31 protein-coding genes, 1 pseudogene and 1 riboswitch are annotated in these 25,987 nt (G+C 43.6%); of the genes and pseudogenes, 24 read left to right on the forward strand and 8 right to left on the reverse strand.

All coding sequences use genetic code 11. From position 1 onward, the window contains the following. Positions 1 to 389: 389 nt before the first annotated feature. Entirely contained in the window at positions 390 to 899 is a 510-nt protein-coding gene (locus FQV26_RS02460; RefSeq protein ID WP_146555787.1) for a DUF2243 domain-containing protein, read from the forward strand. Between the two features lie 37 nt (positions 900 to 936). Here the strand turns inward: FQV26_RS02460 and FQV26_RS02465 are convergent, their stop codons facing one another. Then, a complete protein-coding gene (locus FQV26_RS02465) occupies positions 937 to 1,698 on the reverse strand; it encodes a protein-L-isoaspartate(D-aspartate) O-methyltransferase (protein ID WP_315898430.1) in 762 nt (253 codons plus the stop codon). On the opposite strand from FQV26_RS02465, the gene msrA reads away from it, so the two are divergent. The 8 genes from msrA (at position 1,691) to FQV26_RS02505 (ending at position 7,069) form a co-directional block, all read left to right on the forward strand. Next, positions 1,691 to 2,356, forward strand: coding sequence for a peptide-methionine (S)-S-oxide reductase MsrA (gene msrA / locus FQV26_RS02470; RefSeq protein ID WP_261384248.1), 666 nt, complete (start codon positions 1,691 to 1,693; stop codon positions 2,354 to 2,356). The two genes, FQV26_RS02465 and msrA, sit on opposite strands and share 8 nt — an antisense overlap. A 53-nt stretch (positions 2,357 to 2,409) precedes the next feature. Then, positions 2,410 to 3,105, forward strand: coding sequence for an MgtC/SapB family protein (locus FQV26_RS02475; protein ID WP_146555790.1), 696 nt, complete (start codon positions 2,410 to 2,412; stop codon positions 3,103 to 3,105). 129 nt (positions 3,106 to 3,234) lie between these two features. Then, entirely contained in the window at positions 3,235 to 3,429 is a 195-nt protein-coding gene (locus FQV26_RS02480) for a PLD nuclease N-terminal domain-containing protein (RefSeq protein ID WP_146555791.1), read from the forward strand. Beyond that, entirely contained in the window at positions 3,426 to 4,307 is an 882-nt protein-coding gene (locus FQV26_RS02485) for an ABC transporter ATP-binding protein (RefSeq protein WP_146555792.1), read from the forward strand. Before FQV26_RS02480 ends, FQV26_RS02485 begins: the two co-directional genes overlap by 4 nt. Further along, positions 4,304 to 5,089 carry an ABC transporter permease gene (locus FQV26_RS02490; RefSeq protein ID WP_146555793.1) on the forward strand — a complete coding sequence of 262 codons (786 nt, stop codon included), beginning with the start codon at positions 4,304 to 4,306 and terminating at the stop codon, positions 5,087 to 5,089. The genes FQV26_RS02485 and FQV26_RS02490 overlap by 4 nt, the downstream gene beginning before the upstream one ends. Positions 5,090 to 5,118: 29 nt before the next feature. Next, on the forward strand, positions 5,119 to 5,532 hold the full coding sequence (locus tag FQV26_RS02495; protein ID WP_146555794.1) for a VOC family protein: 414 nt from the start codon (positions 5,119 to 5,121) through the stop codon (positions 5,530 to 5,532). A 95-nt stretch (positions 5,533 to 5,627) separates the two neighbouring features. After that, entirely contained in the window at positions 5,628 to 6,452 is an 825-nt protein-coding gene (locus FQV26_RS02500; RefSeq protein ID WP_146555795.1) for a metallophosphoesterase, read from the forward strand. Between the two features lie 128 nt (positions 6,453 to 6,580). Then, entirely contained in the window at positions 6,581 to 7,069 is a 489-nt protein-coding gene (locus FQV26_RS02505; protein ID WP_146555796.1) for a GNAT family N-acetyltransferase, read from the forward strand. 32 nt (positions 7,070 to 7,101) lie between these two features. Here the strand turns inward: FQV26_RS02505 and FQV26_RS02510 are convergent, their stop codons facing one another. Then, positions 7,102 to 7,425 carry a CHY zinc finger protein gene (locus FQV26_RS02510; RefSeq protein WP_146555797.1) on the reverse strand — a complete coding sequence of 108 codons (324 nt, stop codon included), beginning with the start codon at positions 7,423 to 7,425 and terminating at the stop codon, positions 7,102 to 7,104. A gap of 216 nt (positions 7,426 to 7,641) precedes the next feature. Beyond that, positions 7,642 to 7,813: riboswitch (FMN riboswitch) on the forward strand. A gap of 328 nt (positions 7,814 to 8,141) precedes the next feature. Between FQV26_RS02510 and ribE the strand changes: the two genes are divergently transcribed. The 4 genes and pseudogenes from ribE to FQV26_RS02530 all read left to right on the forward strand — a co-directional run bounded on the left by ribE (position 8,142) and on the right by FQV26_RS02530 (position 10,723). Further along, the gene (gene ribE, locus FQV26_RS02515; RefSeq protein ID WP_146555798.1) at positions 8,142 to 8,771 is read left to right on the forward strand and encodes a riboflavin synthase; all 630 of its coding nucleotides are present in this window, start codon (positions 8,142 to 8,144) and stop codon (positions 8,769 to 8,771) included. 17 nt (positions 8,772 to 8,788) lie between these two features. Next, a pseudogene (ribB, locus tag FQV26_RS02520) lies at positions 8,789 to 9,391 on the forward strand (3,4-dihydroxy-2-butanone-4-phosphate synthase); the annotation flags it as partial. Positions 9,392 to 9,432: 41 nt separating this feature from the next. Next, positions 9,433 to 9,897, forward strand: a complete 465-nt coding sequence (ribH, locus tag FQV26_RS02525; RefSeq protein ID WP_146555800.1) for a 6,7-dimethyl-8-ribityllumazine synthase — start codon at positions 9,433 to 9,435, stop codon at positions 9,895 to 9,897. Between the two features lie 295 nt (positions 9,898 to 10,192). Beyond that, positions 10,193 to 10,723 carry a histidine phosphatase family protein gene (locus tag FQV26_RS02530; RefSeq protein WP_146555801.1) on the forward strand — a complete coding sequence of 177 codons (531 nt, stop codon included), beginning with the start codon at positions 10,193 to 10,195 and terminating at the stop codon, positions 10,721 to 10,723. Positions 10,724 to 10,773: 50 nt separating this feature from the next. Here the strand turns inward: FQV26_RS02530 and FQV26_RS02535 are convergent, their stop codons facing one another. Next, positions 10,774 to 11,397 carry a flavodoxin family protein gene (locus FQV26_RS02535; RefSeq protein ID WP_146555802.1) on the reverse strand — a complete coding sequence of 208 codons (624 nt, stop codon included), beginning with the start codon at positions 11,395 to 11,397 and terminating at the stop codon, positions 10,774 to 10,776. A 239-nt stretch (positions 11,398 to 11,636) separates the two neighbouring features. Here FQV26_RS02535 and FQV26_RS02540 point away from each other — a divergent pair, with 239 nt between their 5' ends. The 6 genes from FQV26_RS02540 to FQV26_RS02565 all read left to right on the forward strand — a co-directional run bounded on the left by FQV26_RS02540 (position 11,637) and on the right by FQV26_RS02565 (position 18,905). Continuing rightward, positions 11,637 to 13,457 (forward strand): LTA synthase family protein, encoded by a 1,821-nt coding sequence (locus tag FQV26_RS02540; protein ID WP_146555803.1) that lies wholly within the window; start codon positions 11,637 to 11,639, stop codon positions 13,455 to 13,457. Between the two features lie 64 nt (positions 13,458 to 13,521). Then, on the forward strand, positions 13,522 to 14,535 hold the full coding sequence (locus FQV26_RS02545; RefSeq protein ID WP_146555804.1) for a YcjF family protein: 1,014 nt from the start codon (positions 13,522 to 13,524) through the stop codon (positions 14,533 to 14,535). Positions 14,536 to 14,639: 104 nt separating this feature from the next. After that, the gene (locus tag FQV26_RS02550; protein WP_146555805.1) at positions 14,640 to 15,320 is read left to right on the forward strand and encodes a response regulator transcription factor; all 681 of its coding nucleotides are present in this window, start codon (positions 14,640 to 14,642) and stop codon (positions 15,318 to 15,320) included. Beyond that, positions 15,301 to 16,704 carry a sensor histidine kinase gene (locus FQV26_RS02555; protein WP_261384249.1) on the forward strand — a complete coding sequence of 468 codons (1,404 nt, stop codon included), beginning with the start codon at positions 15,301 to 15,303 and terminating at the stop codon, positions 16,702 to 16,704. Before FQV26_RS02550 ends, FQV26_RS02555 begins: the two co-directional genes overlap by 20 nt. Before the next feature lie 129 nt (positions 16,705 to 16,833). After that, the gene (locus tag FQV26_RS02560; protein WP_146555806.1) at positions 16,834 to 17,700 is read left to right on the forward strand and encodes a peptidylprolyl isomerase; all 867 of its coding nucleotides are present in this window, start codon (positions 16,834 to 16,836) and stop codon (positions 17,698 to 17,700) included. A gap of 14 nt (positions 17,701 to 17,714) precedes the next feature. After that, a complete protein-coding gene (locus tag FQV26_RS02565; protein WP_146555807.1) occupies positions 17,715 to 18,905 on the forward strand; it encodes a S1C family serine protease in 1,191 nt (396 codons plus the stop codon). A gap of 279 nt (positions 18,906 to 19,184) precedes the next feature. On the opposite strand, the gene FQV26_RS02570 is transcribed toward FQV26_RS02565, so the two are convergent. After that, positions 19,185 to 19,388, reverse strand: coding sequence for a hypothetical protein (locus FQV26_RS02570; protein WP_146555808.1), 204 nt, complete (start codon positions 19,386 to 19,388; stop codon positions 19,185 to 19,187). A 54-nt stretch (positions 19,389 to 19,442) separates the two neighbouring features. After that, the gene (locus tag FQV26_RS02575; RefSeq protein WP_146555809.1) at positions 19,443 to 20,147 is read right to left on the reverse strand and encodes a type 1 glutamine amidotransferase domain-containing protein; all 705 of its coding nucleotides are present in this window, start codon (positions 20,145 to 20,147) and stop codon (positions 19,443 to 19,445) included. Between the two features lie 104 nt (positions 20,148 to 20,251). Here FQV26_RS02575 and ytvA point away from each other — a divergent pair, with 104 nt between their 5' ends. The 5 genes from ytvA (at position 20,252) to FQV26_RS02600 (ending at position 23,671) form a co-directional block, all read left to right on the forward strand. Next, entirely contained in the window at positions 20,252 to 21,094 is an 843-nt protein-coding gene (gene ytvA / locus FQV26_RS02580) for a YtvA family blue-light photoreceptor (RefSeq protein ID WP_146555810.1), read from the forward strand. 67 nt (positions 21,095 to 21,161) lie between these two features. Further along, positions 21,162 to 21,581, forward strand: a complete 420-nt coding sequence (locus tag FQV26_RS02585; protein ID WP_146555811.1) for an organic hydroperoxide resistance protein — start codon at positions 21,162 to 21,164, stop codon at positions 21,579 to 21,581. Between the two features lie 167 nt (positions 21,582 to 21,748). Beyond that, positions 21,749 to 22,036 (forward strand): hypothetical protein, encoded by a 288-nt coding sequence (locus tag FQV26_RS02590; protein ID WP_146555812.1) that lies wholly within the window; start codon positions 21,749 to 21,751, stop codon positions 22,034 to 22,036. Positions 22,037 to 22,058: 22 nt separating this feature from the next. After that, positions 22,059 to 22,877, forward strand: coding sequence for a manganese catalase (locus tag FQV26_RS02595; protein ID WP_146555813.1), 819 nt, complete (start codon positions 22,059 to 22,061; stop codon positions 22,875 to 22,877). Between the two features lie 98 nt (positions 22,878 to 22,975). Further along, positions 22,976 to 23,671 (forward strand): YqjF family protein, encoded by a 696-nt coding sequence (locus FQV26_RS02600; RefSeq protein ID WP_146555814.1) that lies wholly within the window; start codon positions 22,976 to 22,978, stop codon positions 23,669 to 23,671. 37 nt (positions 23,672 to 23,708) lie between these two features. Here FQV26_RS02600 and FQV26_RS02605 read toward each other — a convergent pair whose 3' ends face one another. The 3 genes from FQV26_RS02605 to FQV26_RS02615 form a co-directional block, all read right to left on the reverse strand. Further along, positions 23,709 to 24,101, reverse strand: a complete 393-nt coding sequence (locus FQV26_RS02605) for a DUF2512 family protein (RefSeq protein ID WP_146555815.1) — start codon at positions 24,099 to 24,101, stop codon at positions 23,709 to 23,711. A 124-nt stretch (positions 24,102 to 24,225) separates the two neighbouring features. Next, entirely contained in the window at positions 24,226 to 25,101 is an 876-nt protein-coding gene (locus tag FQV26_RS02610) for an SDR family oxidoreductase (RefSeq protein WP_146555816.1), read from the reverse strand. A 178-nt stretch (positions 25,102 to 25,279) separates the two neighbouring features. Next, the gene (locus FQV26_RS02615; RefSeq protein ID WP_146555817.1) at positions 25,280 to 25,927 is read right to left on the reverse strand and encodes a superoxide dismutase family protein; all 648 of its coding nucleotides are present in this window, start codon (positions 25,925 to 25,927) and stop codon (positions 25,280 to 25,282) included. Between the last annotated feature and the right edge of the window lie 60 nt (positions 25,928 to 25,987).

Raw genomic sequence — 25,987 nt, forward strand, 5'->3', positions numbered from 1 at the left:
TAAATTAGGTCTCCTTCTATTGTACAGCTATGGCCGAAACCGATTATTTGCCAATACGGTTTTACGCATCCTAAGTTTTATTTCGAAAGCACAATCTAGATTCTGCAACGGCTATAAGTTGCTTTGGACATGAGTTCAATTGGCTTCATTATACGGGATTGCTGTTGCTAATTAAAGAAATGAATAAAAGATGTTGGGATTTTGACGTCATATTCATTTATTTTGTAAAATTCTCGTGCTCCGTCTAACGTTACTAGGTTTATTGAATCAATTTCAGGGTTTCTTATTGAGTCTTTTTGTTTTACACCAGTAAAAAAAGGGTATTATTTGGAAAATGCCGTAATACTTCAGTTCTAGATATTCTAGATCGAGCAAGAGAGGAGGATTTCATGACTTCATCCACAAACAAAACTACCGATTATACAAAAGAAAAGAATCGGAGAGTTCATGCTAAAAGAAATGTCTGGTCCGGATTCCTATTTGGCATTGGATTAGTGGCTTTTATTGATGAAACCGTTTTTCATCAATTGTTGCATTGGCATCATTTTTACGACAGATCCACAACGGATGTGGGGTTGGTTTCAGATGGTTTTTTTCATGCTTTCAGCTGGTTTGCGACCGTAGCTTCTTTATTTCTTTTTGCTGATCTTCAGCGCCGTAAAGCCTTGTGGCCAAAACGTTGGCTGGGCGGCGTATTTGTCGGTGCGGGAGCATTTCAGCTTTATGACGGACTTGTTCAGCATAAATTATTGGAACTTCACCAAATCCGTTATGGAGTGGACTTATTGCCATACGATCTCGCATGGAATATTACAGCGGCGGCTTTGCTTTTGGTTGGATGGTTTTTACTGTGGAAGACTCCCAATACTCCTGCAAAGCCCAACGGCACCCGTGAGTAGGACATCAATCTTGCAGTGTTTGCCTAACTGCCACTGCTTATTGTCGTTCATACTTGCCTTTAAGTGGAACAAACAAGACTTCGTTTAAAAGAGTGGTATAAATTTTTCCGCTCGCATCTTTCTCAATCAATCGGAGTTCTTGGCTAAAGGCATTTCCAACCGGAATAACCATTTTTCCGTCTTCTCCCAGCTGTTCCAAAAGCTCTTTCGGCACTTCAGAAGCTGCGGCAGTGACCATAATGCGATCGAAAGGAGCGTGTTCTGGCCAACCTTCACTGCCATCTCCCAACTTAAAGTGGATATTGCGAAAATCCATTTGAGCGAGCCGCTCTTTTGCACGGTGATGCAGCTCGCCAATTCTCTCAATGGTAAAGACAGATCCAGAAAAAGCCGCCAATAACGCGGTTTGAAAGCCTGATCCGGTTCCCAGTTCCAGTACTTTCAATTCCGGCTGAAGGTCAAGAGCCAATGTCATTTCAAGAACTAAAGAGGGCTGGGAAATGGTCTGTTCAAATCCAATAGGCAGGGCTTGGTCAAATTTGGCCAGGTCTTTGTTGGAATCCATGAAAAAACCTCGATCCATCTGTTTGAAATAAGAAATGATTTCTTTTTTTTGGCTTTTCATTGCAGACACCCGCTTTCTTTTGCTGTGGTTTTCCGAATAAAGTAGCTGAGCCATGCATTTTCTGAGCAGTCTTGTTACATTAATTTTAAGGAAATAGGAGTGAACTGTATAGTAATAGCTACGGAATTCAAGGTGGAAAGAAGGGTTGAACATGAGGTTGCGGCAAATGACCATTGAAAAAGTTGAGGAAGGACTTCATCGAAATAGACAGCGATTGGAACTCGCTACTTTCGGTATGGGCTGCTTCTGGGGGCCGGAAGCCCGGTTCGGGAGCATGGCGGGGGTAATCCGAACGCGTGTCGGGTTTGCAGGAGGAACAATGCCATCTCCCACTTACCGGCAGATGGCAGATCATACAGAAACCATTCAAATTGAATTTGATCCACAGCAAATCAGCTACGAAGAGGTGCTCAAAGAATTTTGGCAGAACCATTATCCAAATCGGGATAATTACAAAGGAAGACAATATATTTCTTTGCTTCACTACCATACAGATCAGCAGCGACAGATCATAAAAAAAGTTCTGCCAGAAATGGAATCACGGTTGGGTGAATTGATTGAAACGGAAATTTCATCTTTTACCCAGTTCACTCTTGCTGAAGAGCGTCATCAAAAATACTACTTGAAACGCTATCCCAAAGCACTGGAACAACTGAAAGAGCTTTATCCGGACAGTCGGTTTTTAACGGATTCGACTTTCGCTGCACGACTTAACGGTTTTGTAAAAGGCTTTGGTACAAAAGACAGTATGCTGAAAGAAATTTCGCAATGGAGCATTGGAGAAGACGAGAAGGCTTATTTGACTGAGTTATTTGCAATGATGAAATGGTAATGAAAAAAGGGGCATTCAGCTCCAGATATGCCTGAATAACCAGGAGGGATATCATGAATTTACTTCCGACAGATTATGTGGAAATTGTCATGCGCTTATTGGCGGCTGCTCTTTTCAGTGGACTGATTGGCATTGAAAGAGAGGCGAAAAGCCAGCCGGCAGGTCTTCGAACACATTTACTGGTAGGAATAGGTTCCTGTCTCATGATGATTCTGTCAATAACAGGCTTTGATTCCTTTATCAATAGGGACAACAGCACGATTCGGTTTGACCCATCGCGTATTCCCTCCTATGTCATCAGCGGGATCGGATTCTTGGGAGCGGGCACCATCATTGTCCATCGCGGATCCGTTAAGGGACTTACAACAGCCGCTTCCGTATGGGTTGCTGCAGGACTGGGCTTAACTGTTGGTGCAGGCATGTATTTTTCGGCATTTTTGACCACTGTTATTGTTCTGCTGACCTTGTATGTTCTATATCATATCGAAAGTAAATTTTTTAAAAATCGCTTAAAGAAAAGTGTGCTAGTTACTGCCGAAGACCGGGAAGCCCTTTTTTCTGATTTGACTGCTGTATTTGCAGAATTACAAATGAACATTGCCGAATTTCAAATTGAAAACGCTATTTCTTATAGTGAGAAAAACTTTTCGACCTATAATTTTATAGTCGGTGAAGGGAAAGTTGACAATGAAATTAAATTAGTTCAGAAATTATATGAGGTCGAAGGGGTAAGCAAAGTAATCATATGAGTGAGAAAAAACCGAATGAGACCGATTTTCGGTTTTTTTTTGTGCACTTGGCAGTAAAGGAATACGCGTCACACAAATAGAACATAATCTATGCAGTCTTTTTTAGACAAAAAGAAGAGGTGATATCTAGTGGATCAAACAACATTGCTTTTGGCTTTGCTGCCAATTCTCGTCATTCAACTTGCTTTAATGATTTTTGCTTTGGTGGATTTGATTAAAAACCCCAACCCGAATGGTCCAAAATGGATGTGGGGCATAGTCATTGTCGTTATCAACATTATCGGACCTATTCTGTATTTTGTGTTGGGGAGGAGAAATTATTGAATATAGTTGATGTAAAAGGATTGACGAAGCGTTATGGACAGGAAAACGCAGTCGAAGATCTCTCTTTTGTATTGGAAAAAGGGACGGCTACGGCTTTAATTGGTCCAAATGGAGCGGGGAAAACGACAAGCTTGTCGATGCTGGCGGGTCTCTTGACCCCCACGAATGGAAAAATTACAATGGCTGAAGACTTGACAGTCGGGTTTCTGCCCCAATACCCGCAATTCTTTCCATGGTTAACAGCTCTTGAATTTACGGAAATGGCTGCAAAACTAAGTGGAGTTGAAATTGCAAAAGCGAAACTACAGGCAACTCGCACACTGGAATTTGTAGGCCTTGGAGCTGAGATCAATAAAAAAGTCGGTGCTTTTTCAGGGGGGATGAAGCAGCGTCTCGGCCTTGCGCAAGCAATTGTCCATCAGCCAAAACTTCTTCTTCTTGATGAACCGATTTCAGCTTTGGATCCAACGGGCCGCAGAGAAATCATGAATTTACTGAAGTCATTGCAGCAGGACACGACAATTCTGTATTCTACCCATATTTTGAACGACGCAGAAGAAATGACTGATCAGCTGCTGTTTATGAAAGGCGGGTGTTTGATTGAACAAGGGTCTTTGCGGGAAGTGAAAGAACGGCATGCAAATCCACAAATCCGAATACAGTTTCAAAGCAATTCCAGGGCTTTGGCATTTACAGAGAGGCAAATGTGGAAATGCGAAGTCAAAGAGAACTCGGTTTTTCTTCCTTTTTACGAAAATGGTCCGAACATGCAACAGGTTCTTCACGTGCTGGCTTCTGAAAAAGAGGACATTTTGGGTGTCGAATTTCAAACAGCTTCTCTAGAGGAAATCTTTTTAAAGGTGGTCGCTGCCGAATGAAGCACTTTGCTATTTTGCTGCAAAAAGAGTGGCGAGAAAACATCCGGAATTATAAGATTTTCTGGATACCGGCAATTTTTATCCTTTTAGGAATCACAGAGCCTGTAGTAAATTATTTTCTTCCACAAATTCTGGAGTCATCCGGCGGATTGCCGGAAGGAGCAGTTTTTGAATTGCCGACACCGCCGCCTGAACAAATATTGACGGCGGTGATGGAACAATTTCAAACCATTGGAATGGTTGTGCTGATCCTGGCTTATATGGGAACAATAGCTGGAGAACGAAAAAGCGGGACGGCCACGCTGTTGTATGTGCGGCCACTATCGTTTCCCGCCTATTTTCTCAGCAAGTGGGGAATGGCCGCTGTCGTTTCTTTAGCAAGTATATGGCTTGGCTTTTTAGCAGGGTATTATTACACTTTGTTGTTTTTTGGAAACCTTGAAGTAGTCAAGCTCCTTCAAATGGTGGGAACCTACAGCGTCTGGGTACTGCTGATTCTCACAGTTGTCTTGACTGCAAGTGCCGCTTTACCGAACGGCGGGCTTGCAGCGGCGTCCGCATTTGCCATGTACTTGCTTGCTCAGCTAGTTGATGGTTTATTTGGAACGAATTGGGCTGTTTCACCAGTGAAAATTCCTCAATACGCAGCAGCTTGGTTAACCGGAAAACCGGATAGTGGCAGTCTCGGAGGCGCCATCGCAATCGCTCTTCTCATTATTTTATCTTTATCCGCTTTTGGCAGCTGGATGGCTTGGAAAAACAAAGCTAGAACTAAAGTTTAGCTGAAAATGGCGTAAAGGAGCTAAAGCATATGCTGCACCATATTGAACTTAATGTATCAAATTTAGCGGAATCCAAATCGTTTTACACGGAGCTGCTGCCGCCGCTTGGATATACCTTGTTTCAGGAGTGGGGAAACGGCTTCAGTTACAAGTCAGGTCCTACATATATCGTCTTTGTACAGACCGACGAAAGATTTCTTCAGACTCCATACCATCGCAAGGAAACTGGTTTGAACCATTTGGCATTTTATGCGGATTCGCGCGCGCAAGTGGACGAGATGACTAAAAAAATGCGACAATGGGGTGCGCGTGTTCTATATGAAGATCTTCATCCTTACGCAGGCGGTCCAGATACTTATGCGGTTTTCCTTGAAGGACCCGATCGCTTGAAAATCGAAATTGTTGCAACAGGCGAAGTGGATACCCATACAAGAAAAACCTGAAATGTTTTTTGCTAGGTCCGTCATTTGACTGGACGGTGAAAAAGGGGCATTATACCCCGATTGACGGAATCAGAATCGAATAGAGGTTAATTTTTATGAAGAAACTCGCGGTATTTCTACTGCTCGTATTTATGGTGTGGGGTGGAATCTGGAGCAGTAATAAGTGGGTGCAAACTACTGAATATACGCTAGCGTCGGATAAGTTGCCGGAAGCTTTTGTTGGATCAAAAATCGTGCAAGTATCCGATTTACATAATGCAAGCTTCGGAAAGAATCAATCATCCCTGATAAATAAGGTGAAAGCGGCGAATCCTGATGTTATCTTTTTGACAGGAGATCTTGTCGACAGCAATCGCTATGACCTGGACGCCAGCTTGGTGTTGGTGGATGCACTTGTGGAAATGAGTAGAGTGTATTACGTCACTGGAAATCATGAAGTGGCTTCAAATAAGGTGGAAGAAATTACAGAAGCTTTACATGATCGGGGTGTAACGGTCCTGGCAGATGATTCTGTTGAATGGGAAAGAAGCGGAGAGACGATCCAAATTGCGGGAATTGATGATCCTTTGATGGTTCCGGATCTCCATGAAGAGGAAGCAACACGGAACAGCCTTGATCATGCACAATTGACAGATGATTTTACGCTGTTGTTGGCGCATCGCCCGGAATATCTGCCTATATATGCAGAAGACGGAGTGGATATTGTCTTTTCCGGACATGCCCATGGGGGACAGATTCGCATTCCTGGAATTGGCGGTTTGATTGCTCCGGGACAGGGTTGGTTTCCGAAAGTGACAGAGGGAATTTTTGAAAAAGATCAATCAAAAATGGTCGTCAGCCGCGGACTTGGGAACAGCACCTTTCCCGTTCGAATTTTTAATTTACCTGAAATTGTTGTAGTGACTCTGGAAAAAGGCTGAACCTATCTAGGGAGCGGAGAAGCGATGCAGGCAAATGTGGATCACTTCATTTACCGTTTAAGTTGCCCGGATTCACTTCAGCATCCACTTGTTACAGACAGTGAATGCAAACAAGGAGGCTTTTTAATGTGATTAAGAAAAAGGAAGTTTCATTGCACCGCTATTCCTCAAAAGTATCGATTGATTATGATTTGCCATCAGATCAATTGGAGTTTACACGTTTGCCTAAAGAAATCGTCGAAAAAGACGCCAAAGATCCACTGAAGCATTTCATCATCATCAAAGCGCGCGGAGAAGACGCAGGCTTTTTTGAACTTGATGAATCGGAAGACCGGAAGAAATATTCAGACAACCCGAAAGCTTTGCTGCTGAGAGGATTTTCAGTGAATCCGAAATACCAAGGCAGGGGGATCGCAACAGGATCCATTTATGCACTGCCGGAATTCATGGAAACGGAATTCCCGGATTTTGATGAAGTGGTACTGGGGGTCAATGCCCGCAATATACCGGCTCAACGCTTGTATCAGAAAGCAGGATTTAAAGACACAGGCCGGCGGATCATGCGCTCAAAAGGCGAGCAACATGTGATGTCTCTGTACATCAATAAAGCCAAGTGACAGCAAAACGCTGCCGCTTGGCTTTATTGCATTTATCCGAAATAAAGGTGCTTATGCAAACTGCATCCCGGATTAAACGGCGAAGAACAGTTTGGGCAAGTCGAAGCACAGGCTAAATAATCATCGACAGACAGTTCATGTCCGCAAGTCCCGCACAGAACCGCCTTTTCATGGAACCGGTCTTTTGGCCAAACCTGATGGCTGCCACAGCCTGCTGCTTTATGACATTCGAAGCACGAAAAGTATTCCTGGCAGCAATAAAACTTGATGGCAATCCGGTCAAGTGTTGAATGATAATGGGCACAGCGGGTTTCGGCATCTACTGAAATGCCTTTTACTGCATGGCGATGGACCATATCACATCTTCCTTTCTGAAGGGGAAATAGGGAATATAAGAGAGTTTAGCAGCTTCTTCTAAAAAGATAGCCTCAGTGCTTTGTTCCGGGAGAACCGGGTTTTAGAGAACGGTTTATGAAAATCCGCAGCGGAATAGTAGTCATTAAAAATAATCGGTTCGATTTATATGGTTCGGTTTATTTCTATGCTACTATGAAAGAGACGAAACTACGAATCTAATTCTTCGGGGCAAGGTGAAATTCCTTACCGGCGGTGAGCAGGCAACTGCAAGTCCGTGACCCGGTTGGGCGAATGCAGGCATAGGCCACTATGCTATGAGGCGCCCAAGCGGTGGAGCTGGTGAAATTCCGGCACCGACAGTTACAGTCTGGATGGGAGAAGAATTCAGAGATCGGTTCGTTATGTGCCTCTTCTTTTCAATTAGTTGAAATTGAAAGGAGGAATTTGTATGACTAAATCACTTTATCAGGGACCAGTCTCTGGAATTACAAGGCGTCACTCTTTAATTTTGCCCTCTTCCTTCAAGGAAACCGGGCCTCTTAAAGGCACAATAAACTGCCGAAACATCGGCCATCTTGCTAAAGAAGCAAGGCACATGTATACAACCTTCAGTAAAATCCTTTCCTCACCACCCATACGCCCCATGGTGGAAAGCACCCAAAAACTCGTACGGCCCCAATTGAATACGCTCTGGCGAACGGAGGAGTGTGCCTAAATGTTTACAGGTATAGTTGAAGAAGTTGGACACGTGGCTTCGGTCCGTGCCAAACCGCAGGCTATGGAGTTAACCATTTCCTGCTCACTGATTTTAGAGGACATTAAACGAGGAGACAGCATTTCCATTAATGGAGTTTGTTTAACTGTTTCGACTTTTGATGCTCAGACGTTTACGGTTGATGTCATTCCGGAAACGGTCAAATCCTCGACAATGAGTGGCTTGAAATCGGGATCGCGTGTAAATTTAGAAAGAGCGATGCCGGCAAACGGACGTTTCGGCGGCCATTTTGTCAGTGGACATATCGATGGCGTCGGCGTCATCCGATCCGTAAAAAAAGAAGCAAATGCTGTGACCAAAACAATTGAACTGGATTCTCGGCTGATGAAGTATATGATGCTGAAAGGATCTATCGCGGTTGATGGCACTTCATTGACTATTTTTGCGCTTGGAAACAATACAGTGACCATTTCCCTGATTCCGACCACACAGGAAGATTCTTTATTAGGAGAAAAAGGAATCGGAGAAAAAGTGAATATTGAATGTGATCTATTGGCAAAATATACCGAGCGTGTTCAAACAGCAGAACCGAAAATCAGCAGAAGTTGGCTGGCGGAAAATGGATTTTAGAAGGAGGCACTGAAAAGATGTTCTATACTGTAGAAAAAGCTGTCGAAGACTTGAAGGATGGCAAAGCAATTATTGTCATCGATGATGAAGACAGAGAAAATGAAGGCGATTTTATTGCATTGGCTGAATTCGCTTCGCCTCAAATCGTGAATTTGATGGCAACTGAAGGAAGAGGGTTGATTTGCGTGCCGATTGCCCAATCAATTGCGCAAAAGTTGGAGATTGGCCTAATGACCGATCATAATACCGACGAATTCGGCACGGCTTTCACGATCAGTATTGACCATAAAGACACGACTACCGGAATCAGTGCTTTTGAACGTTCCCACACCATCACCAGTTTGGTGAAGCCGGATGCAAAAGCAACTGACTTCAAGCGACCAGGCCATATTTTTCCGTTGATTGCGAAAGACGGTGGTGTGCTTGCTCGCACAGGACATACCGAAGCCGCTGTCGATTTGGCGAAACTGGCAGGATCAGCTCCGGCCGGCGTCATTTGTGAAATCATGAATGCCGATGGCACGATGGCGCGGGTGGATGATTTGTTGAAAGTTGCAGAACGGCTTGGACTTGGCATTTTGACGATTAAAGATTTGGTGTCTTACCAGCAAAAAAACCAAAACACGACAGCTTATTAATCTACTAGAGGAGATGGAATCGCATGACTGTACATTTTGAAGGATATTTAAACGGTGAAGGACTGCGCATCGGCATTGTTGTCGGACGCTTCAATGAATTTATTACAAGTAAACTGCTAAGCGGCGCAGAAGACGCTTTAAAACGCCATGGCGTTGAAGAAGATAATGTCTCGATCGCTTGGGTGCCGGGAGCTTTCGAAATTCCGCTTGTGGCAAAGAAAATGGCAGTGAGCGGAAACTACGATGCAGTCATCACTTTAGGGACAGTCATCAGAGGTGCAACTCCTCATTTCGACTACGTTTGCAGCGAAGTGGCTAAAGGCGTATCACGAGCGAGTGACCAAGGCAATATTCCAGTCATCTTCGGTGTCTTAACGACAGATTCCATTGAACAGGCAATTGAACGTGCAGGAACAAAAGCCGGCAACAAAGGCTGGGAATCAGCAGCTGGAGCCATTGAAATGGCCAATTTAATGAAGAAATTGTAATGCGGTACTCCTGAGCTTTGCTCAGGAGTTTTTTTTAGGTTAAAAGGTGGAATTTGGGGGAATGTGTTGTATAAGGGGATTAGGGCAGGCGAATCATATTTCTGTACTGGATTTAAGTTGTCTCGTCCATATCTCGTAAAGCAATGGATATCTTTCGGGCAGTAAAAAAATGCTCATTCCATTTTAAAAAGTTTCTTTGTTCTTAATAGGTAGTGTAATGAACCGAAAGTTTGTTTTAGTATAAATAAGCATGGCCATTTTAACGTGCAGCAAAATTGAATCAGGGTGGGAAACTATGGATAAGACAATTTATTTGATTAGGCATTGCCAAGCAAGCGGACAGGCGCCAGACGCAGAATTGACTGATGTGGGAAGAATGCAGGCGCAAGAATTAGCAGTATTTTTACAGAACCGGCAGGTGGTTCATTTTATCTCCAGCCCTTTTACGCGCGCCATCCAGTCTATCGAACCGGCAGCTGACCAGCTGGGGCTGCCGATCGAAATTGATGACCGCTTGGCTGAACGTGTACTGAGTTCTGAAGAACTGCCCGATTGGATGGAAAAATTAGAGCAATCGTTCGGTAATGAAGAGTTGAAGTTTTCCGGAGGCGAATCGGGAAAAGAAGCGACTGATCGGGCAATGGAAGTATTGAACGAAATGAAAGACAAAACCGCAGCAGTGACTCACGGAAATTTACTTGGCTTGCTATTGAAGCAGATTGACGAAAGCTACGGCTTCTCAGAGTGGAGAAAGCTGACAAACCCTGACGTTTATGAAGTGGAAATAAGAGACGGAAACGTTTCTGCTGCACGGGTATGGAGCTGACTCCGTAAAAAAGCCGACAGCGATTATCTGCTGACGGCCGGTGTGATGTGTTATTCAAGTGTGTTGCCTCCATTTGGAATCGGGTTATTCTTCAGCATGCCGGCTAAATGATAGGTGTTGTAAGCAAGCCTTTGAATAGCGGATTTAGTGAACTCGTTATCTCTTCCAGCGTCCATATAAGAATCACCGGGGCCTGCTTCACCGACCCAGTAAGCATCAACATTCGGCGGAATGACAAAGCCGATATGAGAAAGACCATAGAGAATGGAAGCGGCTGAATGTTTAGCTCCATCTTCGTTTCCGGTTATAGCGACACCGCCAACTTTGTTGTAGAAAATAGCTTGTCCTTTATCGTTGGTGACGCTGCTGCTGCCATACAGACGCTCAATGGCTTGGGTGGCCAATGAACTTTTTTCGCCAAGCCAGATGGGCGTTCCAATAATGAGGATATCTGCAGCCAATATTTTTTCCAGAATCTGGGGCCATTCGTCTCCTTCGCCCATATCATCCTGTACACCATAAGCGATGGAATAATCGGCTAAACGAATAATTTCTGATTCGACGCCTAATTGACTAAAATGAAATTGAACATCTTTAATGAAGCCTTCGGTATGAGAAGGTTCTTTTGAATTTTTTAACGAAGTATTCAGGAAAACTGCTTTTAATGATTGCATGGTATCGCTCCTTTTGAGTATTGAACTATTATAAGTCGATTATTTTTCTCACATTTCATTCACTAAGGAAAAGCATAAAAGCAAAGCTTTCTAGCGATCGTTTTCCGGAATTTATGTGAAATGTAAAGCTATTGTTTTTCAGAATTCAAATTCAACTTATACAATTTCCTATTCCCGTTTGGGATGAATGTATGCAACATTCGATTCGACTATTCGTCTGTAGAAAAGAGGTGGTTCCAATGAAAAAAACAGATGCACTGCCATATTTGCTTATTTTTCTCTTATTAATGATTAAAGTAAGCGCTTTTCGTGTGCTTATTTTTGATGCAAAATCGATTTTACATATTGTCTTGATTGAATTTCCGATGTGGGCTCTTCTGCTGTCGGCAGTTTTGCTGTTGGCTAAAAACCATTTGTGGAAAGCGGTCTGGGTTTTCAATTTCTTGGTTTCTGTCATCTTTTTTGTCGTGACACTTTATATCCGCTATTATTCTACTATTCCTTCCTATTACGATTTGCAGCAGCTGACTCAGACCGGCTCAGTCAGCAACACCATAACGATGCTGTCGACTCCATGGGATTTCCTGTTTTTCCTGGATGCGGTTTTGCTGATCTTCCTTGCACGACGCTGGAAACAACCAGTGAAATTGGCGGCTATGAAGTATGTAGCTGTCAGTATGGCAGCGGTTTGTACGGTTACAGTCGTTTATGCGCTTCAGCAGCCAATTATTGACGTTTCATATTTTGCAAAGGAAAATGGATTCCTGCAATCTCAAGTTGTTCAATTGTATAACCGTTCGACTGAAACCGCTCACGCCTCTTCAAGTCAATTATCGGCAAAAGAACTGGAAGAGCTAAAAGGCAATAAGTATGTGGAAGTCAGTGAGCAGGAAAGCTTTGGACTTGCTGAAGGTCGGCACCTGTTTATTATTCAAGTGGAATCCCTGCAGAACTTTGTCGTTGGCAGAACATTAAACGGACAAGAAATTACACCAAATCTTAATAAGCTGTTAAGTGAAAGTGCTTATTTTTCAAATGTCTTCCAGCAGATAGGGGCCGGCACAACTTCTGATGCAGAATGGATGGTCAATACAGGATTGTATCCGCAAGGTATGATTCCTACAGCCAATAGCCTGACCGGTAAAGAAGCACCTTCACTGGCACGAACATTAAAGGAAAAAGGCTATGGTTCTGCCACCTATCACGCTGATGATGTGACATTTTGGAACCGTGACGTCCTGTATCCAGTTTTGGGCTACGAAGAAATTTTTTCCATTGACGATATTCCTAATATTAAACAAGTTGGTTTCGGTCCGGCAGATGAAGTGCTTTTTGATTTTGCGGCGAATGAACTGCCTAGGCAGCTGAAATCCTACGAACGCATCTATGCCAACATCGTGACAGTGACCAGCCACACGCCTTTCGATATGCCCGACAACATGCAGTATCTGGATTTGCCTGCTGAATACGAAGGCATGTACATCGGTAATTATCTGCAATCGATCCGTTATGCAGACGAACAGATCGGTTCATTCATTGAAGAGTTGAAAGATCAGGGCATTTACGATGAATCCTTGATTGCCATTTTTGGGGATCATTCGGGTATGCATGGTACGTTAGTGACTGGAGAAGATCGTCAGCTCTTAGGTGGTTTTTTAGGGCATGAGTATTCCTTAAAAGATCAATTTACTATTCCTCTGATTTTTACGGGAGGGAATCTGTTCGAAGAAACTGAAATGACACGTCTCGGAGGCCAGACAGATATTATGCCGACCTTGCTTGCACTGCTTGGCGTTGAACATGAAGAGCCGATGATGGGACATAATCTGTTCGAGTATAAAAAGAATCTATTGGGCATGCGCTATTATATGCCAGGGGGATCATATATTCAGTCAGAACAACTGTATAAAGCACCGGGAGCCAAACTGCCGGAAGTTCTGTATGATCTGAAAACCATGGATGAGCGGCGAAAAAACAGCGAGGCAAAAAAACACATTGAAGATACGCAAACTTTAATGAATTATGCAGATACTTTATTGAAAGGCTATATCGAGGAATAATTTCCTCAGTTAGGATGAAGCCGTTATAATAGATAATAAGTATGAGACAAGGGGGAACTGGTCGATGGTGAAAGAATTTGAAAAAGAAGTCATGCAGGCAATGGATAAGATGTTTGAAAACGAAATGAAAAAAGTCAATGATGCACTTGAGCAGGATCTTTTAATTTCTTTAATTGGTGAAGTAAATGCCGGCAAATCATCCACTGTCAATAAAATCATTGGAGAGGATATTGCCAGCACCAACCCGATGCCAGGGGAAACAGTCAGTGTGGATCCTTATAATATCCGTGGACTTGAAAATATTAAATTTATGGATACTCCAGGATTAAATGACCCGAATGATGAAAACCCTAAAAAAACCTTGGAGTTTGTCCAGAAATCAGATGTCGTGCTGTTTTTCCTGAATGCCGCAGGCACCGTATTTTCCGAAAGTGAAAAAGAAAAGTTCAATGAAATCGAAAAACACAATAAAGACATTTTGATTGTTCTTAATAAGATCGATGCTGCTGAGAATATTCCATCAATCGTTCAATTCGTTAAGGAGCATACAGCTTATAAATATAAAGTCATTCCAATTTCTTCAAAAACAGAAGAAAATTTGGATACCCTGAAGAAGGAGATCCTTTTTTTGCTCGAAAAGAAGGGTAAGGACCTGCTCTTCGCCAAAAGCATGAAGGAAAAATCCTCTGCCGCTACGCGTTGGATTGTCGGTGCCGGCATTTCAGCCGGAGTCATCGGTGCTTCGCCAATCCCAGGTTCTGATGTATTGCCTTTGACAACCCTTCAGGCCGGATTGATCATCAAATTATCGAATCTTTACGACAAACCTTTAACCAAAAAAGCTGCGAAAGATATGATTGTCGTCACCGCTACGCAGACAATTGGGCATACCATCTACCGCCAGGCGCTGAAGTTCATTCCGGGAGCCGGTTCGATTATCGGTGGAACTGTCGCTTCATCTATGACATTAGCGCTAGGCTATGGCGTGAAATACGCTTATGAGAACAATATTGCCATAGACTACGATATGATCGGCGACTTGTTTGTAAAGTTGAAGGACCGTGAGAAAAAAGCCTGATGATTGCCGAACCGCTCTTCCATTCCGGAAGAGCGGTTTTCAATTTGCTTGCGTCTTTCGGATTTGTCATTTAACTTTAGGAGAAAGATAGACGGAGGTGCGGGATGAAAATATTGGTTGTAGAAGATAACCCGAGCGTCAGTTCCATGCTGGAGCTGTTCTTTTCAAAAGAAGGGATTCAGGGGGAGTTTGCGGCTGACGGGCTGGAAGGATATAAAAAATACAAGGATGGCATATATGACCTGCTGATTCTCGACTGGATGCTTCCGGGAATGGATGGCATCGCGCTGTGCCGCAGAATCCGGGAAGAAGGAAACGCGGTCCCCATCATCATGCTGACGGCAAAAGACAGCGAGTCCGACCAGGTCATCGGATTTGAAATGGGAGCGGATGATTACGTCACCAAACCATTCAGTCCACTGACTTTGATGGCGCGCATCAAGGCGGTCACGCGTCGTACGCAGAAAGCGGAACCTGCATCGGACCTTATTCAGACCAGTCATTTTACCGTGAACAAGGAAACCCGGGCTATCCTGAAAGATGGAGAAGCAGTCGATAGCTTGACGCCTAAGGAATTCGATCTGCTGGTATTTTTTCTGCAGCATCCGAAACAGGTATTCAGCCGGGAACAATTGTTGGAACAGGTATGGGGCTATCAGTTTTATGGCGATGAACGAACGGTAGATGTCCACATCAAGCGCCTTCGCAAAAAAATCAATGGCGGAGACAAGCTGTTCCATACCGTATGGGGAGTTGGCTATAAATTTGAAGAACACGCGAATTAAGTATTTCTATCAGCTGATTGCCAGCCATATGAGCATTTTGCTGATTGCTTTTTTGATTTTGAGTATTTTGTTCGTCCGCTACGTGGATGATTTTGCCTATAATGAAAAAGCGGAAGAGCTTGAAAGTTATGGCGAACAAATTATTGATGAACTCGAACGGGCGCGTCCTGGAACCAATCTGCAGTCCTACGTCTCAATTTTGGAGTCACAGAATATCAGTTTTATCGTTTTTGACCAGCAAAGCCGTATTTTGTATCCGGTCTCCGGCTCTTTTCCGCCTGTGGAACTCACGCAGGAAGAATGGAATATCATAGAGCAGGGAGAAACGCTTGTCGTCAATCGCGACGTGGAGCGATTCGAGTTCACCGTAACATTTGTGGCCATGCCTTATTTCGAAAACAACCAATTAGCAGGAGGCGTCTTGCTTGCTTCGCCTGTCAGCGGCATTAGTGAAATGATTGCCGAATTGAATAAAACCTTGATCACTACAATCTTAATTGCTTTAGCGATTGCGCTGTTATTCAGTTTATGGCTGTCGAAAATGCATGTCAGCCGAATTCAGCGGATGCGAAAAGCGACTTCCATGATTAGTGAAGGCCATTATGATGTCAATCTCCCAGAATCGAACTTTGATGAATTTGGTGACTTGGCACATGACTTCAATAAAATGGCTGCCAAACTCCAGCAATCGAATGAGGAAATCGACCGACTTGAGAACCGGCGGCGCCAGTTCATGGCGGATGTCTCGCATGAGATGCGGACGCCTTTGACAACAATTGCGGGCATCATTGAAGGACTCCGGAACAATATGATCGAGGAAGGCCAACGGGAAAAAGGCATCCGTTTAGCAAGCGAAGAAACAAAGCGACTGATGCGCCTAGTTAATGAAAACTTGGATTACGAAAAAATCAGATCCAATCAAGTAGTGCTGGCAAAAGAAGAAATCGAAGCAGATGAGCTTCTGGAGATTATCCAAGAACAGCTCTACCTCCAAGCGAAAGAGAAAGGAAATAGCATTGTCATTGAAACGAATCCCGGTGATATCATTTACGGAGATATGGATCGATTGATTCAAATTTTGATGAATATTGTCAAGAACGCTATTCAATTTACCAAAAATGGAGTTATTTCCTTAGCAACTCATTCTGAAGTAAATCACATGGTCATTATAGTGGAAGACAATGGAGCAGGAATTGATGTTAAAGAAATCGATTTGATTTGGCGGCGTTTTTATAAGGCTGATTTGTCTCGTGGAAGCGGTCAGTTTGGACTGGGGTTATCGATTGTCAGACAACTTGTCAGCTTGCACAATGGAGAAATTCATGTAGAAAGTGAAAAAGGAAAAGGTACGAAATTTATTATTCGCCTGCCGCATAGAGAATGACTTGGGAGAACTAGTCCCAAGTCTTTTTTTATACACGAAAGTTTTTATTTTTGTTAAAACTCTGGTCATAGTTTATTCATAATTGCTTGTTAAGGTATGTATAACGACTTAGGAAAAGAGGAAACTAAAATGAAAAAACTTTTGTATATCGGTATCGGAATAATAGCGGCTACAGCCATTTTTATGATGGTGGCATTTTCAGGGGACGAGACAGTAGCTTCGGTAGGGGACGCTGAAATATCAAAGGATGCACTGTATGAAAAAATGGTGGCTTCTTCTGGAGCAGCGACACTCGATGCTATGATTTCCAACGAAGTGGTTAAACAGGAAGCAGATAAGGCTGACATTAAGATCACCAAAGAAGAGCTTGAAGCGGAAATGGCAGTATATGAAGAAAGCTATGGCGGAGCGGAAGCGCTGGAACAGGCTCTTGCAGCAAGCGGGATGTCCATAGCGGATCTGAAAGAGGAAACGGAAACCTATTTAAAGGTTGAAAAGATAATCGGTCCGGATATTGAAATAACGGATGATCAGATTAGTGCTTATTTTGAAGAGAACAAAGAAGCGTTCGAGCAACCTTCGCAAGTAGAAGCGAGCCATATCCTTGTGGCGACTCAGGAAGAGGCAGATGAAGTTAAGGCGAAGCTGGATGATGGAGGGGATTTTGCTGAACTTGCAGCTGAATATTCTACAGACTCAGCAAATGCAGAGAGCGGCGGCGCTCTAGGTGTATTTGGTGCAGGTGAAATGGCGCCGGAGTTTGAGGAAGCGGCATTCAGTATGGCAGTTGATGAAATCAGTAAACCAGTAGAAACGGATTACGGTTTTCATATCATCCAGGTCACCGAAAAAACCGATGCAGCTGAAGCAAACTTAGAAGACAGCAAAGAACAGATCAAGGAAACTTTATTTGACGAAGCATTGAATACAAAGTATGCAGAATGGTTAGCAGAAAAAACTGAGTCCTATGAGATTGTCAATAAGTTAGCAGAATAGAGGAGGAAGTTAGTATGGGTTACTATAATTCATCTGAACTAAAAAGAAACAAAAAAGGATATTTTGCCTCCAGTTTTACAGGATTAATTGCTGGAGCTTTATTGGTAGGTGTGATCTTGCCAAGCGTAACGGATGCAGATTTAGAAAATGCTGAAGCAACTTCGACTACTGAGGCAGTCAGCGGATTGCAGACTTCTACGGTCGTGACTTCGGATGTGACAGAAATTGTTGAAAAAACCACTGATGCAGTAGTCGGGGTTTCCAATTTGCAGGTCGCACAACAAAATCCATTTGCTTCACAAACCAGTAAAGATGCGGAATCACAGGAAGCAGGCGTTGGATCAGGTGTCATTTATAAAAAAGACGGTGACACAGCTTATATTGTCACCAATAACCATGTCGTAGAAGGCGCAGAAGACGTAATGGTCACTTTGTCGGATGGGACTGAACTTGATGCGGAAGTATTGGGTATGGATGTCTGGACAGACCTAGCCGTTTTGAAAGTTCCGGCTGACAGTATTAAAACAGTAGCTGAATTCGGAGATTCATCCGTGCTGCAGGCAGGTGAACCGGTTATTGCCATCGGTAACCCTTTAGGTCTTCAGTTTTCCGGATCGGTGACGACAGGTGTCATTTCAGGAACTGAGCGTTTAGTGCCGATCGATGTAAATCAGGACGGTACAGAAGACTGGCAGTCAGAAGTTCTTCAAACCGATGCTGCCATCAGCCCAGGAAACAGCGGCGGCGCCTTGCTCAATGCTGAAGGGCAATTAATCGGCATCAATTCAATGAAAATTGCTCAAGATGCTGTAGAAGGCATCGGTTTAGCGATTCCGATCAATACAGCGATTCCGATTATTTCCGATTTGGAAACGGAAGGTGCTGTAGACCGTCCATCGATGGGTGTCAGCATTCTGGATTTAGCTGAAGTTCCAGCACAATACCGCAGTTCACAATTAAAATTGCCAGCAGAAGTGGAAGGCGGCATTGTGGTTGAGTCAGTGGTAGAAGGTTCAGGAGCAGCTGCAACAGGAATGGAAGCATACGATGTCATTGTTGAACTGGATGGCAAACCGGTGAACTCTGTTCTGGAACTGCGCCAATATCTCTACAACGAAACTGAAGTCGGAGACACGTTAAAAGTGAAAGCCTACAGAAACGGCGAACTCATGAGCTTCGAACTGAAATTAACAGAAAGTATTTAACAAGAAAAGCGGAAGCGCCCGTGTAGATTCGATGGGCATAAGCCAACCCGGCAGAGTGGCGCTCTTTGCCACGCAGTTGGGTTGGCTTATGCCCATCGAATCTGGGAGCTGAAGTCTGGACAATAAAGAAAAGCGGAAGCACCCGTGATGGGCGCTGGAGCCTAATGGTGCCCAATCTGCTAATTATTAAATTGTCTTAAGCATCAAAAAGACTTCCCGACAGATATTGGGAAGTCTTTTTGATGCTTGAATTTATAGACGGTTCATATAAAAAAGAACTTAGCTGAATACACCGAACCAATCCGTTGCGATTCCGACTCCGACGAGGATCAGGACCAAAACAACAAAAATGATGATGCCCAGCTGCAAAGGTTTGTAGCCCGTAGTTCGTGGTTCCTGAATGCCTTCTTTATCCTCAGGTGGACGGCTCTTCGCTTCTTCTTCGGTTTCTTTCATGTAATCTTCTTTTTCACTATTGCTCATTTGAATGCCTCCTTGAACTTGCTGTTAATTGTCTTTACCCCTTATAACAGAGGTTCAATCCACGTACTTTTCTTCGGTCTGCAATTCACGCTGCGTCAACTTCTGAGCCAATTCACGTCCGAAAAGCTGTGAGGATTGCGGGTCGCGGCCTGTAAGCACTTGTTTGCTTCCCCAGACAACATAGGCATCCTGATCTTTTTCCTCATGATAGTCCGCAATTTTTTTCAATTCGTCCTCAAGGCTGAATGGCAATAAATTCACTACTTCTTCCGGTTCTTTATCATTCGGATAACCGGTCACTTTCAGCCCTTCAAGAATTCCGCGCCCTTCTTTGGTTTTAGTGTAAATCAAAGGTGCCGGACCGTGGCAGACGGCTGAAACGATGCCTCCCAGTTCATGAACGATATTGATCACTGCATGCAAATCTTCGTTTTGCGCCAAATCAAACATAGCTCCATGTCCACCGACAATCATGATAGCGTCATATTCGCTTGCCTTTACGTCGACGATTGGTGTAGTCTTGTCCGCTATGCCTGAATCGTATTGCTTTTTATAAATACCCTCGGGATCATAATCTTCGCTTAAGCTAATGGGATCGACGACGGGTTTCCCACCATCAATGGAAGCGAGTCCCACAGTGTGCCCTTCTTTCTCCAGTTCTAATGCAGGTGCAAAAAGTTCTTCTGCCCACCAGCCTGTAACATAGTTGTTTTCTTCATCTGCATAGCCACTTGATAATACAGCCAATACTTTTGCCATGGTATCTTCCTCCTACTTTTAAAAAGTCCTTGTTTCTTCATTTACCCTGTAAGGAAATCCTGAAACGTGGGAGTTATGCAGAACTTGGAATTGAGTTCAAGATTATGCTACATTTAGTTAATGAAACGAAAGACGAGGTGGACAGCTTGAAAGAGTTAACCCAAAAAAACCAAGTGACCTTACTTGAAGCCATGCTTGATGGCAGTAAAGTTGGCACGATTGTGACCGATCCGTCACAAGATGACAACCCGATTATATATACCAACAAAACTTTTATCGAAATGACAGGATATACACAGGAAGAAGTGGTTGGACGCAATTGCCGTTTCCTGCAAGGTGCTGGAACGGGAAAAGAAGATGTGCAAAAAATGAAGAAAGCCATAGAAAATGAAGAAAAGATCATGCTAACTTTGCAAAATTACCGAAAAGATGGTTCTCCGTTTTGGAATCGGCTGGCCATCGAACCAGTTCGCTTAGGGGAAAAACTGTATTTTATCGGTACGCAAACAGATATTACTTTGGAACGTTCTCAGCAACAGGCCATTATGGCGAATGAAGATGAAATTGAAAAATTGATGCTGCCTATTTTATCTGTTCAGGAAAATGTGGCAACAGTGGCATTAGTAGGCACCATGAATCTGCAGCGTTTTGAAACCCTTAAGGTGAAAATCTGTGAATATGTCCAGAAGCATCGCATCGAACATGCTATTATCGACATTACCGGACTGTCCTGGAATGAAAAATCACCTCTCTATTGGTTTACACAAATCTATGAAGCCCTCCGAATTATGGGCAGCAAGCTCTATGTGACTGGCATTTCTCCGGCAGCCGCCCAACAATTTGCCAATGACATAGACCGTGACAACCGCTTGATCACTTTTTCGACGATTGAAAGAGCCTTGAGTTTCATTACACATAAAACAACAGATGAAAACCATATCAGTTGACTCCAGATTGGAATAAGAGTTAAGTTTTAACTGTTCTCAAATACTAATCAGGAAAGAGGTTGGAAAAATGTCAGCATTATTCACAACATCTGTAACAGCCACTGGTGGCCGTGAAGGAAAAGTCCTCTCTGAAGATAATGTACTGGATCTTCAATTGGTTTCACCTAAAGAATTAGGCGGCCCCGGAGGAGAAGGCACAAACCCTGAACAATTATTTGCAGCAGGCTATTCCGCATGTTTTGCAGGAGCTCTAAATTTAATCATTAAAAGAGAAAAAGCGGAAGTTTCTGGTTCTTCCATCAGAGCGGATGTACATTTTCTGAAAGATGAAACTGATGATGGCTACAAAATCGGTGTTACGCTAAACGCGCATCTGGAAGGCGTGGATGAAGAAACTGCCAAAGACCTTGTAGAAAAAGCGCATGCATTCTGCCCTTATTCCAAAGCAACAAGAGGAAATATCGATGTAGAAATAAAAATAGTATAGAACTTTTTAAAAAAGCCGGAAAGCTTATTTTTCCGGCTTTTTTTATTTCAAAACAGTAATGGTGAAAGCATACGACTACTGAAAGATACAGAATATGGTTTTAAAAAGACAGAGCGGGGTAGAAATATAATGCAGAGTCATACTGAAATTAAAGGAGGATGGAGGGAATGGATAAAGAAAAAAAGCAGCAGACTTCAGAAAAAAGTCAAGATGCAGGCAAGGATTCGGTAGAAAGTGGAACATCATTCAATGCAGGAGGAAATAACTCCGATTATGATGGCGGACATCCAGAAGATGCCTTGGCTCAAGAACATAGAAATAAAGAAAAACAGCAGGAACATCCAACTAATGAATCTTATAATGCAGGCGGTAATGACTCTGATTATGACGGTGGGCATCCAGAAGATGTGAAGCCGGAAAGCGAAGGTCATGTTGGCTCTAAAGACAAAAACTGAAATTAACCAGGAGGTTATATGTATGTTTTTTCACACAGGAGAACTTCAATATCACGCAAAACCGGATGCTCCAGATCCGGTATTCGCTAAACAGGTGCAGGAATTAATTGGTGGACAATTTGGTGAGATGTCAGTTGCCATGCAATACTTATTCCAAGGGTGGAGCACAAGAGGAAATGAAAAATACAGAGATTTGCTGATGGATACAGGAACGCAAGAGTTGGGGCATATTGAAATGCTGGCAACTTTAGTGGCCAGACTCCTTGAAGGGGCACCTGTCTATGAACAGGAAAAAGCCGCAAGTGATCCGATTGTTGGAGCAATCATGGGCGGCATGAACCCGCAGCATGCCATCGTCCATGGATTGGGTGCTTCTCCAAAAGACAGCAATGGTGTACCTTGGAACGCGGGATATATCGTAGCAAGCGGAAACTTATTAGCAGATTTTCGTGCCAACGTTAATGCGGAATCACAGGGACGTCTTCAGGTTGCCCGTCTATACAGCATGACGGATGACAAAGGCGTGAAGGATCTGTTCTCATTCCTGATAGCCCGTGATACGATGCACCAAAATCAATGGCTTGCTGCCATCAAAGAACTGGAAGCGAAGGAAGGCCCGATTGTGCCTGGAACACTTCCGCCTGAATGGGAAGCGACAGAATACGCCCATACGCTTTATACAAATTCAGAGAGCAGCAAAGAGCTAAAATGGATGCATGAACCTGCACCGGATGGCCATGAATTCAAGTTCGCCAAGCCTGAGCCGTTCAGTGTTAAACCAGAACTGAAACCTGCACCGCCAGAAGCTCATAATACATTGCCGGAAGAAAAATTAAAATAAAAAATTTAGAGGCTGTCCCGAGGTCATGAGCTGTGACTTTCAGGGGCGGCCTCTGTTTTTCTGTTAAAAATTCTTCTCGACTGAAAGAAGGGGAAAGGGTGGCAAAAAGAACTTGGATCATGAAGCAGGAATGGAAGAATGTTGTTTTTTTACATTGGCCAGTTAAAGAGGAATGGCTGCGGCGACTGGTCCCGAATGAACTTGAAATTGATCTGTACGACAATCAGGCATGGGTGGGTGTCGTGTTTTTTCAGGCAGAGGCTACACGTCTCCGGCTGTTGCCGCATGTTCCCGGAACAAGCTCCTTTCTGGAGTTAAACGTCAGGACATATGTTAAACATGGTAAAAAACAAGGGGTATATTTCTTTAGTCTGGATGCAGATAGCCGTCTTGCTGTATCGGCTGCCTCTATGGGTGGATTTCTACCGTATCGCCATGCTGACATGAGCAATACCATAAAGTCAGGTCAATGCGAATTCTTTAGTCGGCGAATTGAATTTGGCCAATATCCTGAATCTTTTAAAATGACCTATAAGCCAATTTCTAAGCTAATCACATCCAATAGATTGGAACAATGGCTGACAGAGCGTTATTGTTTGTGGACGAAGCCTGGAGAGCAGCTTTACCGAGTGGATATAGCACATTCACCTTGGTTATTGCAGTATTTAGAAGGAGAAATCTTCCGAAATACGATGGCTTCGTATCTTCCCATCTCTCTTCATCGGCAACTTCCGATAGCACATTATTCTATGGGACAGAAAGTTCGCTTTTTTGCGCCAGTGAAAGAGGCATAGAAAAAATACCGATGCAGTCGCATCGGTATTTTTAGGATTATTTCCGATTCGGTTCCTGTTTGAGGGTATGGGATGTCTCTTTGTGGCCCCAAACACGTTTTGTCAAATAAATATGGAAAAACCATTCACCGGCAGCAACTAGAACAGCCGTGTAAAGTGCTGGCATAACCAGTGAAAAGTCAGGGTTTTCAACCAACCATAACCCACCCAGCCAGATAATGAGAAATACCAAAATGAAATCTCCGCCAGTTGCCACTTTATTGGATGTTTTCGGATAAATGATCAAGTCACCAATAAAGCCTATAGCAGTAATGAGCAAACTAAGGATGAATATTTCAAAAATCCTTACTCCATAAGCAATTCCAAGCACCACAAACAAGACAGAAAAGACCATGCCAAACTTAATGAGAATTGCCTCTATATACTTCAAATTAGTCACCTCCTTCAAAAGAAGAGTTGTTACTTCCCCTATACCCGATTGCCTCTCTTCAACTCCTGGAATCTCCTAGAAAACAATAAAAAAACAGACCCGAGCATTCCGGGTCTGTTAAGGGTTAGGAGCTGATAAAATCTCCACCATTTACATGGATGGCTTGGCCTGTTACATAGGTTGAATCTTTCGAAGCCAAATACACGTAGGCAGGCGCCAGCTCAGATGGCTGTCCGCGGCGTTCCATTGGTGTATCTCCGCCATGCTCGCCGACTTTTTCTGCTCCAAAAGTTGCTGGAATCAGGGGTGTCCAAATTGGACCGGGTGCTACGGAATTTACCCGAATTCCCTGTTCAGCAATATTAGCTGACAATGAACGGGTGAAGCTCGTAATGGCACCTTTTGTTGAAGAATAATCGATTAGCTCAGGAGAGCCGCGGTAAGCAGTGACAGATGAAGTATTGATGATGCTGTCACCTTTCTCAAGATGAGGCAGGGCAGCTTGCGTCAAATAGAACATACTAAAGATATTGGTTGAAAAAGTTTCCATTAGCTGATCGGGACTGATTGCTAAAAAGTCGTCCTGTGGAAATTGTTTCCCGGCATTATTGACCAAAACATTCAATTGTCCGAATTCAGAAATGACATCCACTACCAGCTGATTGCAATTTTCCACATCACTGATGTCGGTGGCGAATTTAGCCCCTTTGGCTCCATAGGATTCAATCGCTTTTATCGTTTCATCAGCATCTTCGTGTTCATCTAGATAGGCAATGGCGACGCTTGCGCCTTCTTTCGCATAAGCGACTGCAACTGCACGGCCTATTCCGCTGTCGCCTCCAGTAATGAGCGCAACTTTACCTTCCAATTTTCCGGACCCTTTATAGTCCTTATCATCATAAATCGGTTCCGGGGTCATTTGCTCTTCAGAACCGGGCTGTTTTGATTGTTCTTGTGGATCTACCTGTTCATCGATTTCTTCGAATTTGTCTTTAGCCATAGTGAATCCTCCTTAGATTAAGTTGCATATTCTCAATATTCCCGCTGTCGATTCACTTAAACACACCAGCAAATAATAGCTGACTTAAAACAGCTAAAGAAACTTGAACTATTGACGGCCCAAAAAAAGAAACGCCAGGCTGAGCCGGCGTTTCCTTTTAATCGAGGGCATAAAGCAATTAAGATTCTCCAGTAACAACTCCACAAGCAATCCGATCTCCCGAGTCGCCGGATGGATCCGTCATTTGGTCATCTTCTCCTGCATGAATGACAAGAGCCGTACCGCCTTCTTTAAGAAGTGAGTTTTCTTCACCAATTGCCATTGTTACATTTTCAGCTGTAAATTCCTGTGTGGCTGTGCCATCATCGCTTACTTCAATATTCGGCAAATCTCCAGCATGCGGTCCGTCCGGATTGTCCATCCCGTGCATAGCACCTGTCGGATTAAAGTGACCGCCGGCTGATTCGAAATCAGGGGTTTCGCACATCCCTGTTTCATGGAAATGAATGCCGTGCATGCCTTCCTCCAAGCCTTCAACTTCAAGTGTCACCATAACGCCAGCATCTTCTTCGGATAATTCTGCAGTACCGATAGCATTTCCGTCACTGTCCATCATCTCAACAGTCAGCATGAGAATTTCTTCACTGCTTTCCTCTTCATCGTCTGTCTCATCTCCAAGCTGTGGTAAATCGTCGCCATCATCTTCAGGCTCCGGTTCCGTTGCACCATCGGATTCTGTCGGCGGATCCTCTGCGCTCTCATTGCCGCAGGCCGTAAGAAATAGTAAGAAAGCTATTGCCAAAATAAGCATAAGCCAACGCTTCATCTAAATTCCTCCCTCGAAATCATGTTATTCTACATTACACATATTTAAAGATGAATAAAC

This window comes from Planococcus sp. CPCC 101016, assembly GCF_007859295.1.
Classification (GTDB): domain Bacteria; phylum Bacillota; class Bacilli; order Bacillales_A; family Planococcaceae; genus Planococcus.

Bases quoted from the DNA above. Each gene is read 5' to 3' on its own strand.
- FQV26_RS02615 (WP_146555817.1), bottom strand. From the start codon at position 25,927: ATGAAGCGTTGGCTTATGCTTATTTTGGCAATAGCTTTCTTACTATTT.
- FQV26_RS02565 (WP_146555807.1), top strand. From the start codon at position 17,715: ATGGGTTACTATAATTCATCTGAACTAAAAAGAAACAAAAAAGGATAT.
- FQV26_RS02585 (WP_146555811.1), top strand. From the start codon at position 21,162: ATGTCAGCATTATTCACAACATCTGTAACAGCCACTGGTGGCCGTGAA.
- msrA (WP_261384248.1), top strand. From the start codon at position 1,691: ATGACCATTGAAAAAGTTGAGGAAGGACTTCATCGAAATAGACAGCGA.
- ytvA (WP_146555810.1), top strand. From the start codon at position 20,252: ATGCTACATTTAGTTAATGAAACGAAAGACGAGGTGGACAGCTTGAAA.
- FQV26_RS02465 (WP_315898430.1), bottom strand. From the start codon at position 1,698: ATGGTCATTTGCCGCAACCTCATGTTCAACCCTTCTTTCCACCTTGAA.
- FQV26_RS02575 (WP_146555809.1), bottom strand. From the start codon at position 20,147: ATGGCAAAAGTATTGGCTGTATTATCAAGTGGCTATGCAGATGAAGAA.
- FQV26_RS02595 (WP_146555813.1), top strand. From the start codon at position 22,059: ATGTTTTTTCACACAGGAGAACTTCAATATCACGCAAAACCGGATGCT.
- FQV26_RS02475 (WP_146555790.1), top strand. From the start codon at position 2,410: ATGAATTTACTTCCGACAGATTATGTGGAAATTGTCATGCGCTTATTG.
- FQV26_RS02545 (WP_146555804.1), top strand. From the start codon at position 13,522: ATGGTGAAAGAATTTGAAAAAGAAGTCATGCAGGCAATGGATAAGATG.
- FQV26_RS02610 (WP_146555816.1), bottom strand. From the start codon at position 25,101: ATGGCTAAAGACAAATTCGAAGAAATCGATGAACAGGTAGATCCACAA.
- FQV26_RS02490 (WP_146555793.1), top strand. From the start codon at position 4,304: ATGAAGCACTTTGCTATTTTGCTGCAAAAAGAGTGGCGAGAAAACATC.
- FQV26_RS02560 (WP_146555806.1), top strand. From the start codon at position 16,834: ATGAAAAAACTTTTGTATATCGGTATCGGAATAATAGCGGCTACAGCC.
- ribH (WP_146555800.1), top strand. From the start codon at position 9,433: ATGACTGTACATTTTGAAGGATATTTAAACGGTGAAGGACTGCGCATC.
- FQV26_RS02535 (WP_146555802.1), bottom strand. From the start codon at position 11,397: ATGCAATCATTAAAAGCAGTTTTCCTGAATACTTCGTTAAAAAATTCA.
- FQV26_RS02590 (WP_146555812.1), top strand. From the start codon at position 21,749: ATGGATAAAGAAAAAAAGCAGCAGACTTCAGAAAAAAGTCAAGATGCA.
- FQV26_RS02495 (WP_146555794.1), top strand. From the start codon at position 5,119: ATGCTGCACCATATTGAACTTAATGTATCAAATTTAGCGGAATCCAAA.
- FQV26_RS02460 (WP_146555787.1), top strand. From the start codon at position 390: ATGACTTCATCCACAAACAAAACTACCGATTATACAAAAGAAAAGAAT.
- FQV26_RS02500 (WP_146555795.1), top strand. From the start codon at position 5,628: ATGAAGAAACTCGCGGTATTTCTACTGCTCGTATTTATGGTGTGGGGT.
- FQV26_RS02540 (WP_146555803.1), top strand. From the start codon at position 11,637: ATGAAAAAAACAGATGCACTGCCATATTTGCTTATTTTTCTCTTATTA.
- ribE (WP_146555798.1), top strand. From the start codon at position 8,142: ATGTTTACAGGTATAGTTGAAGAAGTTGGACACGTGGCTTCGGTCCGT.
- FQV26_RS02530 (WP_146555801.1), top strand. From the start codon at position 10,193: ATGGATAAGACAATTTATTTGATTAGGCATTGCCAAGCAAGCGGACAG.
- FQV26_RS02550 (WP_146555805.1), top strand. From the start codon at position 14,640: ATGAAAATATTGGTTGTAGAAGATAACCCGAGCGTCAGTTCCATGCTG.
- FQV26_RS02510 (WP_146555797.1), bottom strand. From the start codon at position 7,425: ATGGTCCATCGCCATGCAGTAAAAGGCATTTCAGTAGATGCCGAAACC.
- FQV26_RS02570 (WP_146555808.1), bottom strand. From the start codon at position 19,388: ATGAGCAATAGTGAAAAAGAAGATTACATGAAAGAAACCGAAGAAGAA.